The sequence below is a fragment of the Curvibacter sp. AEP1-3 genome, assembly GCF_002163715.1.
Lineage (GTDB): Bacteria > Pseudomonadota > Gammaproteobacteria > Burkholderiales > Burkholderiaceae_C > Allorhodoferax.
Genome location: NZ_CP015698.1, coordinates 1755169 through 1771975, shown reverse-complemented (window position 1 = coordinate 1771975; position 16807 = coordinate 1755169). Strand labels below are relative to the sequence as shown.

Below are 16807 nucleotides of genomic sequence, written 5' to 3'. Positions count from 1 at the left end.
ACGGATGTGGCGAGCATGGCCCAGACAACCCTTTGGTCAGGCAGCAACGGTTACGGGTATTTCAGCCTGTCCCCCAACGGGGACTGGTCGTACACGCCCTGGAACATGGGCACGGTGGATACCGGGTCTGGCCGCACTTTGGTGCCTCGGGGTCAGTCGGTCACCGACGAGTTGCAGTTCACGACCGTGGGCGGGGTGCTCAAGCGCATCCGCGTGGGTTTGTGGGGCATGCCTTGGGTGGCCGAGGCATCGGCTACCGGGGTGTTGGCGGTGGTCTCGGGCAGTGGCGTTTCGGTGTCGCTGGGCGCCAGTGCGCAGGTGCCTTCTGGCTTGGGCCAGGGGCATTTGGTCTCAGATCTGCTGAGCACCATGCACGTTGGCAGTGGGGCGGTGCCCAGCAGTGTGGCCCTGACTGGGCTGGGCAGCGGGGTGCAGTTGTGGGTGAGCACCAACGACGGGCTGACTTGGCGGCAGTGGGGGGCCAGCGATTTAAGCGGTAAGGCTTTGATGCTGGCCAATGACGGTCAGACGCGCCTGGCTTTGCTGGGACCTTCTGGCAGTGCTTTGCCAGCCAAGGGTTTGGCCAATGCCTTGTCGTATGTGTCTTGGGACAGCAGTGCGTCCGCCAATGGCACGGTGCTGGCTTTGTCGTCGCCATCTTTGGCGTCATCGTCTTTGCTTTCGCCTTTGGGCAAGGTCACCAACACGGTGACTTTGTTCAACGACACCCCGCCCAGTGGCACGGCGCAAGCCGTGGCCAGTGGGGTGCTCAATCCGGCAGAAATGCTGGGGTTTGCGTGCAAGGTGAATGTCAGAGGCGCGGCCCTGGGGGACTGTGTGCAGGTGCTGATCGATGGTCTGTTGGTGGCGACCAGTGCTGTTTTGACCACGGCCGGGGATGCGGTGGTGTCGGTGCCAGTGGCCAGTGCGGTGTTGGCGCGTTATGGCAGTGGCACACACACCTGGACTACCCGGCTGGTGAATGTGGCCGGCATCACGGGGGCAGAGACTTCGACGGCATTTGGCATCACGTATGCGGGCAGTCAGACCATCAATGGGTCGGCGGCGAGCGAGTCCATGCGGGGTGGTCCGGGGGCGGATGTTTTCAATATGGGCACGGCGACGGTGGGGGGCAGTGACCGGCTCGTGTATCAGGGCAGCGGCGATTTGGTCGGGCAGGACACGGTCAATGGTTTCACGGTGGGCCCCACGAGCGGTGCTGTGGGGGGCAGCGGCGCGCAAGGCGATGCGATCGTGATGCGCGATGTGTTTGGCAGCGCTTTGGTATTGCCCGTAGGTGCCCTTGAGCAGGCGCGCGTCTTGGTCAATGGGGGCTGGGTGGCATTGTGGGAGTCCGGCGGCCATGTGGTGTTGGCCGTGGATGCCGATGGCAACGTGGGCAGTGGCGTTGGCCGCAATGTGTTGACTTTGTCTGGCAAGTCGCTCAATGAATTGGCCGGGGTGGGCTCTGGGGCGACGGCCATCACGGCTTTGGCGAAGTTGATTGCCAACGGGCAATGGGTGGTGATGTCGAACCGGCGCGGATCGATCGGTGTGGCGGCAGACAGTCTTGTGGCGGGCAGTATCGTGCCAGGCAGTGTGCTGACGGCGAACTTGACCGAGCACGATGGATTGGATTGGTCCGGCGTGGCTTACCAGTGGATGGCCAACGGCGTGGACATTGAGGGTGCGAACAAGCGTGCGTTCACGGTGACGACCACGCAGCAGGATCAACAGTTGTCGGTGCGGGCCACCTATGTGGACGCACTGGGTTTTTCGGAGCGTGTGGTCAGTGACTTGACCGAGGTGGTGCCGTTGCAGTTGCCCACTGGGGTGAACGATTGGGTGGTGCTGAATCTCGCGTCTGATGTGCACCGGTTGTGGGGTTTCGAGGCGTGGAATGGCACAAGGGGCGATCGGATCGATGTGTCCAATTTGCTCCAGGGCTATTTGCCGTGGATGAGTGACATTCGGCAGTGGATGAGCCTGGCGGTGGTTGGTGGCAATTCGGTCTTGACCATCGATGTCGATGGTCCAGATGCGGGTTCGTCTGTGTATTCCATCCAGTTACCGGGGGTGAATTGGTCGGGCAGATCGGTCACGGATTTGGTGGCCAGCGGGCAGTTGGTCACCAATACGGTGACGTTGGGGAGTTTGCTGGCAGAACTCGATAACCGCAGCTCGCGTTCGTTGTTTCCGACCATTCCTTATGTACTCAAGCAATTCAGTTCTGCCGAGCCAACTTCCAACGATCCGACCAATGCCAATGGCGGATGGTTTGCCAATGATGATTTCAACAATTTCATCCGCAAAGAGGGCAATCAGTATGTGATTTTTGACGATGTGGGGCCAGGTGCTGTGGTGCGTTTGTGGACGGTATCCATTAATCTGGATTTTTACAACACCATCATCCGGTTTTATATAGATGGACAGAGTGAGCCCATCATCAGTGGATCGATTTACGACATCGTTCGTGATGATGGCCTCGTTGCCAATTCTGTCTTGAGTTATTCTGCAGCACCCGGGAATCCGGAAGGGCTGCAAGGTAATAATCTTTATTTGCCCATTCCTTATGCCAAAGGGCTGAAAATCACGGTAGAAAATCCAACCATCGTAGAAGATGGTTTTAATGTCAATGGAGTTTTTTACCCACCAACATTTTTTTACTACAGCATCGCTTACAGGGATTATGCTCCCGATATAAAAGTCGAATCTTTCAGTAAGAGCATTTTGGCTGAACAGCAAAATCAAATTGCGTCATTGAACTCCACGTTGACTGTTTCATCTGACGTTCATTTGCAGCCATCTCTTCAATCTTTGAATCAAACCTTGATAGGTGGGCAGGATGCTTCAACATCACTTCTGATTGATGGTTCGCGTGCAGTTTCATCCATATCCTTGAAAATCGATGCCACCGATATGGTGAAGGCCTTGCGGTCCACAGTGATCGCGATTGATTTTGATGGGAAGGAACGTGTGTGGGTCCCGGCAGGCGAGTTTTTTGGCACCGGTACCGGATTGGCAACTTACAAGAGTTTTTACACTGAAGTAACTTCTGCTGGCGAGATGAAGGCGTCTTGGCATATGCCCTTTCAGAGCAATGCCAAGATATCGGTGATCAACTATGGAACTCAGGATGTCAGCGTCGATTTGAATGTGGGTTATGTAGACAATGTTTGGACCTCACAGTCCATGTATTTCAACGCCAAATGGCATCAGTACGACAATATTGCAAGCACACCTGCACGCGATTTGAATTACATCACGATTTCTGGTGGGCGTGGTGTTTACATGGGTGATACTCTGAGTTTGTTGACGAGTGTAGATTCCAATAACAAAAAATTATGGTGGTGGGGTGAAGGGGATGAGAAAGTTTATGTGGATGGTGAGTATTTGCCTTCCATGTTTGGAACGGGCACCGAAGATTATTATGGTTTTGCATGGTCTTCGCCTTTGGAGTTTTACAATCCATTTACCAATCAGGTTCATGGTGCCAACTCTTTAGCTGGTCCGGTGACTGATTCACGTTACCGGTTTTTGGATGGCATTCCATTTTCTTCTTCCCTGAAGTTTGATATGGAGTTCTGGCACGGGGATAATGACAATGCCAGAACAACTTATCTGAATTATTCGCCAGCAGTTTTTTATTATTCAGATGGTCGCGCGGTGGATAACATCGTTCATGATATTGATTCTGTACGCGCTGCCCCCAGAATAACCAGCGGTTTTTCACCTGATGCCGTGATAGGGGTAGATAAGAATTCTGCTTTTGAAGGTTACGATATATTGATATTGGCAGGGCAGAGCAATACTTACTTGGCTCAAAATTTGGCAGATATAACTGATGTAAAAAATCAGGGCATATACATGATCCGAACTGCCGCAGCCCTTTCGGCTTCTTGGAGGTCAACATATTTGGATGGTATGCAGGACGGCATCGCTACCGAGTTTGCCAGGCGCTACGCGGCCACTCAATTGGCTCCATCAAGAAAACTGCTGATCATTGATGGCGGAGCAAGTGGCACAGGATTTTTGAATCAAAACAATGGCACTCTGGATTGGGATGCCAATACTGGGGCTTATGCCTTGGCCGTAAAGGATTTGACAAATGCCATCATGTCGGCCAACAGCAAAAACAAAATCATTGGCATGCTCTGGCAGCAAGGCGAAAACAATGGGTATCCTGCCGATCCGACATATGCGGTGCTGAACCAGGTCGATTATCAATCATCCTGGTTGGGAATGATTAAATATTTTGAAACCAATGTCACTGGATTTTCAGCTGCAACGCCGGTATTCAATGGTCAAATGGTTTATGACTGGATGATGCAGGAAACGACCAACAGGAAGCCTGTAGACGATGCGCTGAGGAATTTGTCAAACCTTCGGGATAATACGTTTTATATCGCATCTGATACCAGTACGGGTTTATATGAGATCAACAGTTATAGCCCTTCTGGTGATTTGGTGCATTATGGATCTTCTGCGCTTGATTTGGGTGGTCGGTATTTTGATGCTTACCAAAATTACCTTGCCAATCAACAAGCTTATGCGGCGCCGGTGCGCATGCTGGTGGGTGATGACAATGTGTTGACCCAGTCCGAATTGGGGGTGACCAATGTCAAAGTGCGTTTTGCTGCAGGTGTGGCCGGTTATGTGCAGTTGTATGTCGACGGTCAAGCCGTTGGCGCTCGGCAATCGATACAAGAGAATCAGCTTTCTTTGACCTTGAATTCGTCGGATTTGGGTGCGGATGGCGTGAAGCATCTGACGCTCCAAGTTTTTGACTCGCAGACCAACGGCACTGCGCTGAGCGGCATTTTGGATGGTGCGGTGGTTCAACTGAATGCATCGCAAGTGCATTGGTCTTCAGCAGCGCAGGCATTGTGGTTGAACCCTGATTCCATCATGTCTGGCAGCAGCGAGGCCGCCATCAATGGTGCATCTGTGACATGGCTTCCAAGTGCCGGAGCTGCGGCGAACGTGGCGCTGCGCAACGTTGTCGGAGATACGGTCCAAGCCCGTTTGTATGTGGATGGTGTCAACGGCCACAACACGGTCGGTATCACGCAGGGTGGCTTGTATCTGAATGCCAGTGACATCACGGCACCATTGCCAACTTCAAACTCCGGTAACGCATTGACCATGATGGTGGCTGCGGCGAGCAATTCATCGGCACAGTTTCAAAAATCCTTATTGAGTTTTGGACTTCCATCCGCCAATGCCGGTGTGGTTCTGGGTGCTTCCAATTCGGCGGCCGTCTATGGGGCCGTTCAGGCCAATGCACCGTTGACTGCCGGAGCTGCAACTGTGACTGGGAGTTGGGATGTGTTGTCACTGACAGCAGGCGTCAATGGCAGCAGTTATGTGGTGCAGGTCGGCGCAGATGGTGGTGCTGCAGCAAGCACTTCTGTCGCCGCATCCACAGTCGATTTCAACTCTGCCAGCAATCAGTTGGTGATCGGTAAAGCCGTTGGCGGTGCTGCTGGTAGTACGGCGGCCAGTTGGGATGGCGATATCGGTGATGTTGTGGTCAGCGGGCAGACCTTGAGTTTGGCTCAAAAGCAAGAAATCCAAACTTATCTTTCAGAAAAATACGAAACGACGGCAACCATGGGTCTGTTGGTTTCTCAAAGTGCCGATAGCGGTGGGAAGATCTTGACCCAAACGATGTCGCTGACGTTGTCGGCATCAAGCAGCAAGATCATCGATAACCTGTACGTCAGCGATGCAGATGCGCGGGTGGATGTGGTGAAGGTGGCAGGTGCCGACTATGTGCGCACTGGAGTAGGCAACGATATGGTGGAGGTGATGGATTTGAACTTCCGTCAGTTGGACGGAGGCGCAGGCAAGGACACCCTCAAAATCAATGCCGCTGTGTCGAGCGTGGATTTGACGCAGTTGGTGAGCAACGCCCGATACAACACCACGGTGGGTGTGGGCGAAGGCGGCACGGGCTTGGGCGGATGGCACAAGCTCTACAGCTTTGAGCAAATTGACCTCACCAATTCGTCGCTCACGAGCCTGAGCCTGAAGGCGGCGGATGTGCTGGAGTTGTCTGAGACCAAGACGCTGCTGATCCGGGGCGATAAGTCGAGCTTGCTGGATGCAGTGACCTTGTTGGCCACGGAGACGTGGACACCGAGCGCGGCCAATGGCAGCAATGGCCAAGTGGTAACCGATGCGTCTGGGGTCACGGTGTATGCGCACCAATTCACCAGCAATTCGGGTGGAGCCTTGGCCACGCTTTGGGTTGAGGATGGCTTGAAGCTGGCCTATAACGGCAGTGCGGGGGCGGTGCTTTAGCCCCGCGCCCAAAGGTGTGGGAGCCCCGCCCCCGGGGCGAAAAAGGGCGATGTGACATTCGATCATGTTTGAGATCAGATAACGGAGTTTTTAGATGACCATGCATTTCGTTTCTGGCCTGCCACGTTCAGGCTCTACCCTGTTGAGTGCCGTGTTGCGGCAGAACCCGCGCTTCAAAGCGGATGGGAGCAGTGCAGTGCAGGGTACGGTTAGCACAGTGTTGCCGGTGTTCAGCAACCAGGAGTTCGCGCCCGTCACCGACGATGCTTTGCGGCAGCGGGTGTTGCTGGTTTTGTTCGATGCGTATTGCCCCGAGCGGCATGCGCAGGTGTTGTTTGACACCAACCGTTTATGGACGGGTCATTTGCCTTTGTTTGCCGAGTTGTTTCCACAGTCGCGGGTGGTGTGTTGTGTGCGCGATGTGGGTTAGGTGCTGGACAGTGTGGAGCAGATCTTGGCTAAGAACCCGATGCAGTTGTCGGCCATTTTTCAGTTTCAGCGGCTGGGCTCGGTGTACCAGCGGGTGGAGCAGTTGATGAACACGGCCAGTGGGTTTGTGGGGCTGCCGCTGACCAATTTGCGCGAGGCGTGGTTTTTTGCACCTTGCCAATCGTTTGGTGGTGGTGCCCTATGAGCATTTGACGCTGCACTCCGAGCGCACGCTCAAGGCATTGTACGAAGCTTTGGGCGAGCCGTGGTTTGAGCACGCTTTCAAAGCGCTGTCGTTTGACGCGCCTGAGCGCGATGCGGCCGTGGGCATGCCGGGCTTGCACACGGTGGGCCAGCAGATGCGTGCACCACGCAAAGTACCGGGCATCCCCCCCGATTTGTTCAACAAGTTTGCGCCTGCGCAGTTTTGGAAGGCGCCCAATCAAAATCCGCAAGGAGTTCAGGTGTTATGAAGCCCTGCTGTTTTTGGATGACGGGCTTGTAGTGTGCCGGCAAGACCACTTTGGCCCGCGCCATGCGTGACCAGCTGAACGCCGATGGTGTGGTGCGTGTGGTGGTGCTGGACGGCGACGAGGTGCGGGCGGGTTTGTGCAGTGATCTGGGGTTTGGCATGCAAGACCGCATTGAGAACAGCCGCCGCTTGGCCGCTGTGGCTCGTTTGTTGGTGGACGCCGGGCTGGTGGTCGTGGTGAGTGCAATTTCGCCATATCGGGCAGCGCGTGCCCAAGCCAGAGCCATGTTCGAGCCGGGCACGTTTTGGGAAGTGCATGTGGCCACCCCCCTGAGCACTTGCATGGCCCGGGATGTGAAGGGTTTGTATGGCGCGGCCCGTGCCGGCCAGCTGCCCCAGCTCACGGGCGTGGGTGCGACCTACGAAGAGCCCGAAGCCCCCGATGCGCGGCTGATGGGCGAGGGGGATGTGTTGGTGAGTGTGCACGCGATGCTGCAACTTGCTGGCGCTTGATCCGTTGAGCTGCAAAAGGCCTTGGACTTTGCAAATGTGAAAGATCCGGCTAGGAGTCGAATAGCTGTAGCATCATTTGCAAAAAGACAAACCTCGACACAGTATTGAGCCCGTGAGCAAATCAACTTCTTGAACGACTTTGAATGTTCCGTAATGATGATGAAGTCAAATACCGATAAGTTGCCTGTGTTCCAGCGAGGGAGAACACGAGTTCCACACCAGTGCATGTCGGCGCAGTTTGATTTGGAACTGAGCTAAAAAAAGTCAAATTCGCGTCAGAGTGCTTTCGCTTCAGCTGTTGCATATTCCTGCAAGTTGCGAGTGCGCATTAACGCCTCACTTTAATCCCAAGACGTTGGGGGCGGCATCCATTTTGCCGTAACAATCTATTTCATCTGACGACTAGTTGCTCTGATCTTTCAGCGACTACGCCTGTAGTGCCCTATCTGAAATCTCTTGATTTTGAATTCTTCGCAGTGAAGGTGAATTTTTGCGTGCGAATGTAACCAAATAGACAATTGTCGACTGAATTGTCTGCCTCCTTTGTTAAAAGAAAGGCCATGAATGCACGGCACTAATTGAAATAGTGCCTCACCTTCACTCTTTGCGTAGAGTCTAGTTAATGTCTGCAAATATTCGAAATAAATAATCTGGCTTAGAAGGTTGATGTTTGGCACTTATTGCTAACGCACCAAGAAGTCGGAAATTATTTTGTATATATGCAAGTGGTTTTCGCCAGTAGTTATTTTTTTATTTTCGTTTATTTGAAATATTTTTCTTGGCAGATTAGTCTCAAGATAAATATTATTCATGAATTTACATCTGGAGTTAAATCTTTGTAAATGAGTAAGTGTTGCCTGAATACTTTGTTGCCATTCTCCATTTAATTTTGTTTCCGACTTCGATGCTTTTGTAAGCATCAGTTGCAAATTTCTAACGGAAAGTTATTCAAATTGTCTCGATTCATTTTGTGTTCTTAAAGCCCATATTTCAAGAATTCTTGTTGATTTGCACTGCGATTGAGTCAGTCGATGAATGAGACACTGCGCTACGCCTGAGAAAGTACTTGAGGAATGAAAAACAAGGTAGTGATTACAGGATTGGGAGCGCTTAGTTCCCTCGGAATCGATGTGGACTCTATGATGTACCGTCTGCGCGAAGGCTATAGCGGATTAGTACCCAGCTCTATTGGGGGGTATTCAACAGCCCTGGGGTACTTGCATCCTGCATTTCTCACTCCAGAGGACTCAGGGGATCTATCTAAAGATAAAGGTACCTTGATGGCGTTGGAGGTTGCTAAGCAGGCAGTTTCCCAAGCAACGCAACAGGGAAACATTCCATTTTTTTTTGGACATGAAAAATCTGAATCCGAAAGCCAGAGCTTTCGTATTGGCGTCTTCTGGGGTGTAGGGCTGGCCGGCGCTCATTGGCTGGATAGAAACTACGCAGAGTTCTGCAGGGATCGCGAGGACTCGAGACCTTCAGCATGGACAATTCCGGCGATCATGCCAAATGCACCTGCTGCAGCCATAGCTATCGAATACAAATCACGTGGTGCATGTATGAGCCTGGCAAATGCCTGCGCCTCATCCGCCATGGCGATAGGGGAAGCATTATTGGCTTTAGAGCGTGGGGATATTGATATTGCAATTGCAGGTGGCAGCGATGCGTCTCTTCTTCCCGCGATATTGCACGCATGGGCACGTACCCGAATACTTGCAAGAAATTCGCCAGACAGTGCAGATCATGCTAGTCGACCATTTGACGTTAACCGTAATGGAATATGCCTTGCAGAAGGGGCTGCTTGCTTGGTGCTGGAACGAGAGGCGCATGCGTGGCAAAGAGGAGCAAAAGCATTAGCGCGTCTGGCTGGTTATGGGCATTGTTGTGATGCAGTCGACTTAACTGAACCCGCCGCCTTGGGCCAAGCATATGCAATACAAAAGTCTTTGCAACATGCCAGTGTTCCAGCGAACGCTGTGAGCTATGTCAACGCGCATGCGACCGGCACGCGCAAAGGAGACGCTGCAGAGATGATGGCTCTTCATCAAGTGCTGGGAGCGGCATTTTCAAATACACCTATATCTTCAGTTAAATCTGCACTCGGCCATACCGTCGGTGCAGCAGGTGCATTGGAAGCAGTAGTAAGTGTCAGATCGCTGATGGAGCGTTGGATTCCACCCACTACCTTTCTGCGGAATATCGACCCGCATTTCAGTGACGCCTATTTAGTGAAAGGTCAGGGGATAGAAGCACCAAACATTGATTACGTCTTAAGTAATTCGTTTGGCTTCGGTGGATGTAACGCATCACTTGTGTTTGGGCAGCCGTAAAGATAAATCATTGCACGAAATAAAATTGCTCAATTCAAGCCAGATGAGTTTAATTGCATTGAGTTATTGGAATAAGAGAAATTTCCTTCTTGTTTTTTTGAAGGTAGATCTTTCAATAACCAATAGTAATCATTTGCTGGAATTGACCTGCCCAGCTATTCGGGACGAATGATTTCTAGGAAGTTGGCTCGCAAACAGCAAGTAGCCCATGAGGAAAGGTCGATTCACAGAAGAACAGATGGTCACGGTGTTGCGCAAGGCAGACCGAAACACCGTGGCCGAGGTGGCGCTGGGAATTGAAGTGCTCAAGGAAATCTATGCAAAAAATGGTGAGCCCGCAGGACCGGCGTAAACCGGTCGAACTGGATTGCCAGAAAGGCCTGTCCCAGCGCCGGGCTCGCGGGCTGATCGGGGTTGCCGGATCCTCGCTGAGCTATGTGATGCAGCTGCCGGCCAATGACGCGGTGGTCATCGAGGTTATGAAGTCGCTGTCTGCCCAGTAACCCCGCTATGGGTACCGGTGAATCCGCATCTTTCTTCATCGCCCAGGCTTTGAGCTCAGTTGGTCGCGCGCGCACCGCAGCTGGCGACAGGCTGGGCTGCTGGTGCATAAGAAGCGCTCGCTCAAGCTCATTGCCACTGGCAGGCCACGCGCCCTCTAACTGTTCAAGTTCAACATGGTGTGGACGTATGACTTCTTCTTCGACACCACCGCAGATGGCCGTCAGTTTAACTTCCTGACCGTTGTGGATGAGTGCACCCCCGAATGCCCGTCCCATGATGTGGCCCTAACGATCCGATACCAGCGCGTTACCGAAGTGTTCTCGCGCTTGGTGAGCCTGCATGGCGCGCCGCTGTTCATATTATTAGGCAATGGACCTGAGTTTGTCAGCCATACGATTTTCAAATGGGTCGCCCAGGCGGACATTGGCACTTCGCTGAGCGATCTACGCAAGCGCTGCCAAAACGAAACTGACGCGACCTTTATGGCTGTCGCTTGAAAAATGGGCTATTGGGGGAGCGGCGTAAAACTTGGACTCGCCAAAACAAAAGAGCAATAGTGGAGCGGGTGATTCACAGGCAGAAATATCAATGCGTGCGTCATTTTCGATTTGATACCCATGCGACAGATCGTTCTAGTTGTAGGCGCCTCGATTGATTTTCACATCCACGAACGAACTCGACAACTTTCGGAATTCGAACTTTATGTTTCAGTAGCCTGACCTGAGCCTAATCAGTTGGGGGCAACACAGATTTACCTAGATAGGGCAAGATTCTGCAAAAGCAACGAAATCTTTCGGGTAAACCCTGTATTTCAACAGAAATGTATTCCAGTGTACAAATTGAAAAAAGCCAACAAATCGTCGACATTAATATACAAGCAGAAATAAAATAAAAATGCACCCTAATAAATAACAAAAATTTTTATCATAAATGAGTTTTTGTAAATTAAACAAATAATTCTAATTTGTAGAATCAAGCTTTTTGTAAATAATTATTTCCATGTCTCGATATATAAATCGAAAGTATTAAGTTTCCTGATTCAATATGTATTTAGTTCAGCAGGTCCTGTTTGGAAGCAACACAATAATTAAACCCATTGCGGGTCAAAGGCATGGTCGACGTCACACTGATAATGATGTAGTTATTTCTCGTCGAAATTCACAGCGTTCTTTGTGGGCTAACAAGATCAGCTCAATCAAATCGGATGATCTAGGCGATGATTTGCAAGAGCAACATCATGAAGCAAATGAATCCAGATTCTTGGGGCAACTAAAGACCTCGTAAATTGTAATTTCCCTTGTGCTTGACAATAAACCAGCCTTGAAGCTACGTTCGAAATAGTTATTTTTTAGTTGAAGATTACTCTTGCTGCGTTTTGTCTTTCTTTTAAAGGCTGAGTTGCTTAGATCAGCCAGTCGCATTTAAAAATTTTATACTGAAATAAAGATGCGATTAAATTGGTTCTGAATGGCGATGCAATCGTCGGCTATTTATTGACTTCGGTAATAATTTTTATTGAGGTGATGAACTTAATATCTTGCCGTTGAAGAAATGGCCTTGGAGAATTGATGTCAAATAATTATATTTTTCTACTATTTCTTTTGATTTACACAATCTTGTGCATGGTAAGTTCCGGGTGGTGGTCTATCTATAAGGCGATATCTGATTTATTTTAAAGATATGAAGCAATCGGATGGCTAAAAAAGAAGAAGCATCAATCAATCGCTCAGACTTAATTAGGGCGATTTCGGCGAGGGTTGAACACATTAATGACCAAGACGCTGAAATGGCGGTCCGGCTAATTTTGGATGCAATGGCGGAGTCACTTAAGAAAGGTCGCCGCATTGAGATTCGGAACTTCGGTGTCTTTCAAGTGAAAACTCGAATGGCAGTTGTGTATCGCAATCCACGCACAGGTGAAAAACTAAAGAAGAGGTCATCAAGGATGGTGCGATTTAAAGAAGGTAAAAACCTTCGAAAGCAATTGGTGCTGACATCGTATTGATGGCAGTGTTAAGTAAAGGTCATACGAAGACAACTAAAGATAAATTTATCCATATTTGAATATCATCCCAATTAAATCTATCTGAAGCTACTAATCATATCGCGTGAAATTCATGCGTGGAATGGTTTTTAAACTGATGGTTTTTGGTTTTGTGAATTTACACAACGTTGAAATTGATTGCATGTTGTGTGTCTCTGCAGTGCGTGGTGGTATAGATCTTCTTGGCTCCTTTTTGGGCCGATGATGGCGATAAATTGATGGCTTGTTTGTATCTGACTAAATGATATCGGAAAATATATAAAGCCCGTATGAGGGGAATAGTTGTTTTTGATGAAACAATTTTTTCGCTATTCATCAATGTATATTCTAATTAGCGACGGCTGTTATTTTTATGCATTGCTGTATGGTGATCGAGAATTTCTAACGATACTATCTAAAAAGTGCATCAGTTAATATGTCATTTTTTTGTCTAGAGTGTTTTCGAGAAAATCCAAATCTTGCAATTTTTTGCATTTCTTGCGGTGCTGAAAATACTCGGACCAAGCGTCAGAACATAATTCATGGAAACGGAGTTAGTTCAAAATTGAATAATGCGGAAAAGAGTACGATTGATGAGGCAGGCGTTTCCGATGTTTCGGCGTTGTACAGACTGCGTGGCCATGATTCCGCACATTACGTATCAAATGCTCAATCGACCATAGTTCGGAGTGGAGGGTTGGTTGGAAGCAATGTCACAGATATTGAGGCCCGGCGTTTAGCGCCTCAAAAGAATTTGATGTTGGGTCTGACGCATCAGAAAAAAGATACTGCAGTTGAAGCTAGTGTTTTTGTAGACAGCGAAAGAAATAATTTTTCTCGAAGGTTGGTGGGTTGGCTCGTTCAGATTAATGAACCGAACGCAGGTAGAGATTTTCGATTTTTTCGTGGATTAAATAGGATTGGTCGTGATCCTAATAATGACATTCGAATAGCTGATTTTTCAATATCGGCCGATCACGCTGTAATGTGGTGTGATTGCAAGTCTGTAACTATCACTGACTTGAAGTCTCAAAATGGAACTCTTCTTAATGGTCAGCCCGTATTACATTCAGTTCAATTGATTGAGGGTGACGAATTGATTTTTGGTGATGTTTGCATGCAACTTTCGTTGTTCAAATGGAGGGAGGACAACGGATAGTAGTGATGTGGATTCTTTAGAGCTTCAGCCAGTTGAAATAACAAGTTAACTTGGCTCTTTAAAGTGAATATGTGTTTGGCGGGAATTTTTCGTACAGTGTCAGATTACACAAGTGGATGCCTTGACAATGACTTAAGGCTGAATTTATGGGTTACACGGAAATTGAATATGCTTTGATCTTTCAAGGTATTTCCTGAAGTTATGGAGTTTGGGGGGTTGAATTTATTTCAATCCAAAAATAGTATCTTGTGTTTGGAAAATAGTTTTCTTCTGTCATTGGCTTGTATTTCTGAAAAATAGTATTTTTTGCAATCTTTTAACCCTGTATTAAACTTCAGAGTAATTTTTGGAAAACAGTTGTATCAGTGTGAGAAATTCGATGAAAAGAAATGAGACATAGTGTTGTCCAAGTTCCAGACCGATAGAGCATTGATTTGTTAATGGGGCCAAGATCGAAATGTTGTTAGAAGAGCTATGTCAAGATCCGGGCATCAGTTCCGCAGGCTTGTACAAGTGTCTAGCCAAGTTTGGCCCTAAGGGAGCTTCTATGAAGTCCGCATGAAGGAGCTTGAGGAAAAGAGCCGAAGATTGTGCAAGTTGTCGGGCGATATAAAGTCTTTGGCCGGAAGTGCCCCGGAAATCCCGGCATTGGAGCTGCAATCAAGCTTTTCTCTATTGCCTAGTGCCGAAAGAGGTTGCGGCGCAGAAGAGTGTTTACGTAGGTTTGGACAGCTTTGTCTTTTCCATTAGCCAACTTCACTGTATCTGCGAATCCAGGAAGAACAACGAGAGTGAGCAGATTGTTGATTGAATCATGTAACAGATCCAAAACAAACGAGGCTGGACTCTTGGTCGGTGCTAACTGTATCTGTATAACGCGACGAGTTTCCACAGAAAGCACAAGGCGTATGCCCCTTTATGTCGGAATCCGGATCAGAGACGCGTCAAACTGCATATTGGACTGAAGGGCTGAATTCAAGCCAACTCAACAACGGTCAGTCATCAAACACTGCGCAGAGTGTTCTCAAGAGTACCAAAGTTTGCTTGATTTGATCCGCAGGGAACAATTTGTGGAGAGCGAAATCGCATCTCTACTTAGGCTCTGGTGTGTAGTTTTTCAAAAGGGCCCAAATGCAGAACCTTAAAATCCGATCACGCTTTCTATTGCTGGTTGCAATTTTTGTCACAGGACTCATGATCTACGGTGCTTGGTCGTTCAAGACACTCAATGAGCTCAAGGTAAATGGTCCTCTCTATGAACACATAGTAAAAAACAAGGATCTGGTTGCTGATATTTTGCCACCTCCGGCATACCTTCTTGAAACTTACTTGGTTTCGCTGCAGCTAGCATCTTCCACTGACAAGACTGACAAGACAAAGATGACTGATCGACTGAAGCAGCTTCAACTCGACTACGTCACTCGCCATGACTATTGGGCTAAAGCATCTCTTTCCCCCCAGCTTTCTGAGCTGTTGTTGAAACAGGCTGATGCTCCTGCGCAAGATATTTTTAAAATAATTAATCTAAAACTTATTCCTGCAGTTATGGAAAACAAGCAGGAGGCCGTTCATGTTGCATTAGGTGAGATTACTTTGCTTTTTGAATCACATCGAAGTGCGATAGATAAAGCCGTAGAGATTGCCAGCAAAATGGCGAATGACGATGAGGCACTGGGAAGGACGAATATTGAAAGTGCGACATCACTGATGCTGGGTATTTTACTTGTCACTCTTGCCGTCATTGTTGCTCTCGCAATTTCAATTGCAAACAGCATACTCAGACCAATTCAGGAAGCTGTAGAGGTCACTGAGAAAATTGGTCAGGGTGATCTGACGATGAGTATTAAAGTGACCGGTGAAAGCGAGCTGGCGCATTTAATGACGTCACTGAGGACAATGCAGGACAACCTAATTAAGGTTGTTTCTAATGTTCGTCGAGGTTCAGAAGGTGTTGCTACAGCATCTTCAGAGATTGCACAAGGTAACCAAGATCTGTCAGCACGAACAGAGAGCCAAGCCAGCTCCCTTGAAGAAACGGCGGCTAGCATGGAAGAACTCTCTGCAACTGTGAAGCAGAATGCAGATAGTGCTAAGCAGGCGAATCAGTTGGCAATGAGTGCTTCTAGTATTGCTATTCAGGGTGGAGAGGTCGTCGAATTAGTAGTGGAGACCATGAAGGGTATTAGCGAGTCAAGCAGAAAAATCGCAGACATTATTAGTGTTATTGATGGGATTGCTTTTCAAACGAATATTTTGGCGCTGAACGCTGCGGTGGAAGCGGCTCGTGCAGGGGAGCAAGGCCGTGGTTTTGCAGTGGTGGCGTCTGAAGTTCGTTCTTTGGCGGGTCGATCTGCCGAGGCCGCAAAGGAAATCAAAAGTTTGATCAACTCAAGTGTCGAACGTGTGGAGCAGGGGACCGCTTTGGTTGACCGGGCTGGCAGCACGATGACTGAAGTCGTAAGTTCGATTAAACGAACCACAGATCTCATGGCTGAGATTAGCGAAGCTAGTAGCGAACAGGCATCTGGCGTTGCCCAGGTAGGAGAGGCAGTTCAAAACATGGACCAAGTTACCCAACAAAATGCGGCACTGGTAGAGCAGATGGCCGCCGCCGCTAGTAGCCTGAGCACACAAGCCATAGATCTAGTTAAGGTCGTTGCGCAGTTCAAGCTTAGTGGCAACATTACTTTGGAAAACAGCACCGCCCAAGAAGAGCATACAAAGCCTTCTAGATCATTCAGTCAAAAGATATCGACAAGAAATAATATGCCGGTATTGTCGAAAGGTTCAGCGACTAAACAAACAACTGCATTGATTAGTTCTAAATCAAACGAAGATACAGGCAGAGATTGGGAAACGTTCTGAAAATCATTGAATTTAAAATAAGCACTAAATAAGTCGCAGCTGATGGTAGTCAGCAGGAAAACTGTGACTTCCTCGGTAGACATATCTAGATGACATTCCAACTGAAAAAGGTACCGTTTTCAGATAGCCAGATCATCGTACCACTCAAGCGTGGGCAGATGGGTCTGCATGAGCCCGAGCTATTAGGTCGGGCCGGGATCTGC

11 protein-coding genes and 1 pseudogene are annotated in these 16807 nt (G+C 49.0%); all 12 read left to right on the top strand.

The window, feature by feature from the left end:
• Nucleotides 1-15: 15 nt before the first annotated feature.
• The 12 genes and pseudogenes from AEP_RS08335 to AEP_RS08295 all read left to right on the top strand — a co-directional run bounded on the left by AEP_RS08335 (nt 16) and on the right by AEP_RS08295 (nt 16604).
• Nucleotides 16-6306: a DUF2961 domain-containing protein gene (locus AEP_RS08335; protein WP_087494949.1), complete on the top strand. Its 6291-nt coding sequence runs from the start codon at nt 16-18 to the stop codon at nt 6304-6306.
• Nucleotides 6307-6406: 100 nt separating this feature from the next.
• Complete coding sequence (locus AEP_RS08330) at nt 6407-6736, top strand: sulfotransferase (RefSeq protein ID WP_157673100.1); 330 nt, start codon at nt 6407-6409, stop codon at nt 6734-6736.
• A 24-nt stretch (nt 6737-6760) separates the two neighbouring features.
• Complete coding sequence (locus tag AEP_RS20655) at nt 6761-6940, top strand: hypothetical protein (protein ID WP_157673099.1); 180 nt, start codon at nt 6761-6763, stop codon at nt 6938-6940.
• Nucleotides 6903-7208, top strand: coding sequence for a hypothetical protein (locus AEP_RS08325; RefSeq protein WP_157673098.1), 306 nt, complete (start codon nt 6903-6905; stop codon nt 7206-7208). Before AEP_RS20655 ends, AEP_RS08325 begins: the two co-directional genes overlap by 38 nt.
• Nucleotides 7209-7252: 44 nt before the next feature.
• Nucleotides 7253-7720, top strand: a pseudogene (gene cysC / locus AEP_RS08320) (adenylyl-sulfate kinase); the annotation flags it as partial.
• 1073 nt (nt 7721-8793) lie between these two features.
• Nucleotides 8794-10053 carry a beta-ketoacyl-[acyl-carrier-protein] synthase family protein gene (locus AEP_RS08315; protein ID WP_087494945.1) on the top strand — a complete coding sequence of 420 codons (1260 nt, stop codon included), beginning with the start codon at nt 8794-8796 and terminating at the stop codon, nt 10051-10053.
• Between the two features lie 208 nt (nt 10054-10261).
• Nucleotides 10262-10405, top strand: a complete 144-nt coding sequence (locus tag AEP_RS20860) for a hypothetical protein (RefSeq protein ID WP_198301920.1) — start codon at nt 10262-10264, stop codon at nt 10403-10405.
• Nucleotides 10371-10556 carry a hypothetical protein gene (locus tag AEP_RS20650; protein WP_157673096.1) on the top strand — a complete coding sequence of 62 codons (186 nt, stop codon included), beginning with the start codon at nt 10371-10373 and terminating at the stop codon, nt 10554-10556. The genes AEP_RS20860 and AEP_RS20650 overlap by 35 nt, the downstream gene beginning before the upstream one ends.
• A gap of 174 nt (nt 10557-10730) precedes the next feature.
• Nucleotides 10731-11054: a DDE-type integrase/transposase/recombinase gene (locus tag AEP_RS08310; RefSeq protein WP_087494944.1), complete on the top strand. Its 324-nt coding sequence runs from the start codon at nt 10731-10733 to the stop codon at nt 11052-11054.
• Between the two features lie 1196 nt (nt 11055-12250).
• Entirely contained in the window at nt 12251-12562 is a 312-nt protein-coding gene (locus AEP_RS08305) for an HU family DNA-binding protein (protein WP_232459963.1), read from the top strand.
• Nucleotides 12563-13016: 454 nt separating this feature from the next.
• A complete protein-coding gene (locus AEP_RS08300) occupies nt 13017-13739 on the top strand; it encodes an FHA domain-containing protein (RefSeq protein WP_087494943.1) in 723 nt (240 codons plus the stop codon).
• A gap of 1131 nt (nt 13740-14870) precedes the next feature.
• Nucleotides 14871-16604 carry a methyl-accepting chemotaxis protein gene (locus tag AEP_RS08295; RefSeq protein ID WP_232459962.1) on the top strand — a complete coding sequence of 578 codons (1734 nt, stop codon included), beginning with the start codon at nt 14871-14873 and terminating at the stop codon, nt 16602-16604.
• Nucleotides 16605-16807: the final 203 nt, after the last annotated feature.

What these genes read in the sequence shown, in the direction of transcription:
- AEP_RS08330 (WP_157673100.1), top strand. Translation starts at nt 6,407, where the DNA reads ATGCATTTCGTTTCTGGCCTGCCACGTTCAGGCTCTACCCTGTTGAGT.
- AEP_RS20650 (WP_157673096.1), top strand. Translation starts at nt 10,371, where the DNA reads ATGCAAAAAATGGTGAGCCCGCAGGACCGGCGTAAACCGGTCGAACTG.
- AEP_RS08310 (WP_087494944.1), top strand. Translation starts at nt 10,731, where the DNA reads ATGGTGTGGACGTATGACTTCTTCTTCGACACCACCGCAGATGGCCGT.
- AEP_RS08295 (WP_232459962.1), top strand. Translation starts at nt 14,871, where the DNA reads ATGCAGAACCTTAAAATCCGATCACGCTTTCTATTGCTGGTTGCAATT.
- AEP_RS08305 (WP_232459963.1), top strand. Translation starts at nt 12,251, where the DNA reads ATGGCTAAAAAAGAAGAAGCATCAATCAATCGCTCAGACTTAATTAGG.
- AEP_RS08335 (WP_087494949.1), top strand. Translation starts at nt 16, where the DNA reads ATGGCCCAGACAACCCTTTGGTCAGGCAGCAACGGTTACGGGTATTTC.
- AEP_RS08300 (WP_087494943.1), top strand. Translation starts at nt 13,017, where the DNA reads ATGTCATTTTTTTGTCTAGAGTGTTTTCGAGAAAATCCAAATCTTGCA.
- AEP_RS08315 (WP_087494945.1), top strand. Translation starts at nt 8,794, where the DNA reads ATGAAAAACAAGGTAGTGATTACAGGATTGGGAGCGCTTAGTTCCCTC.
- AEP_RS20860 (WP_198301920.1), top strand. Translation starts at nt 10,262, where the DNA reads ATGAGGAAAGGTCGATTCACAGAAGAACAGATGGTCACGGTGTTGCGC.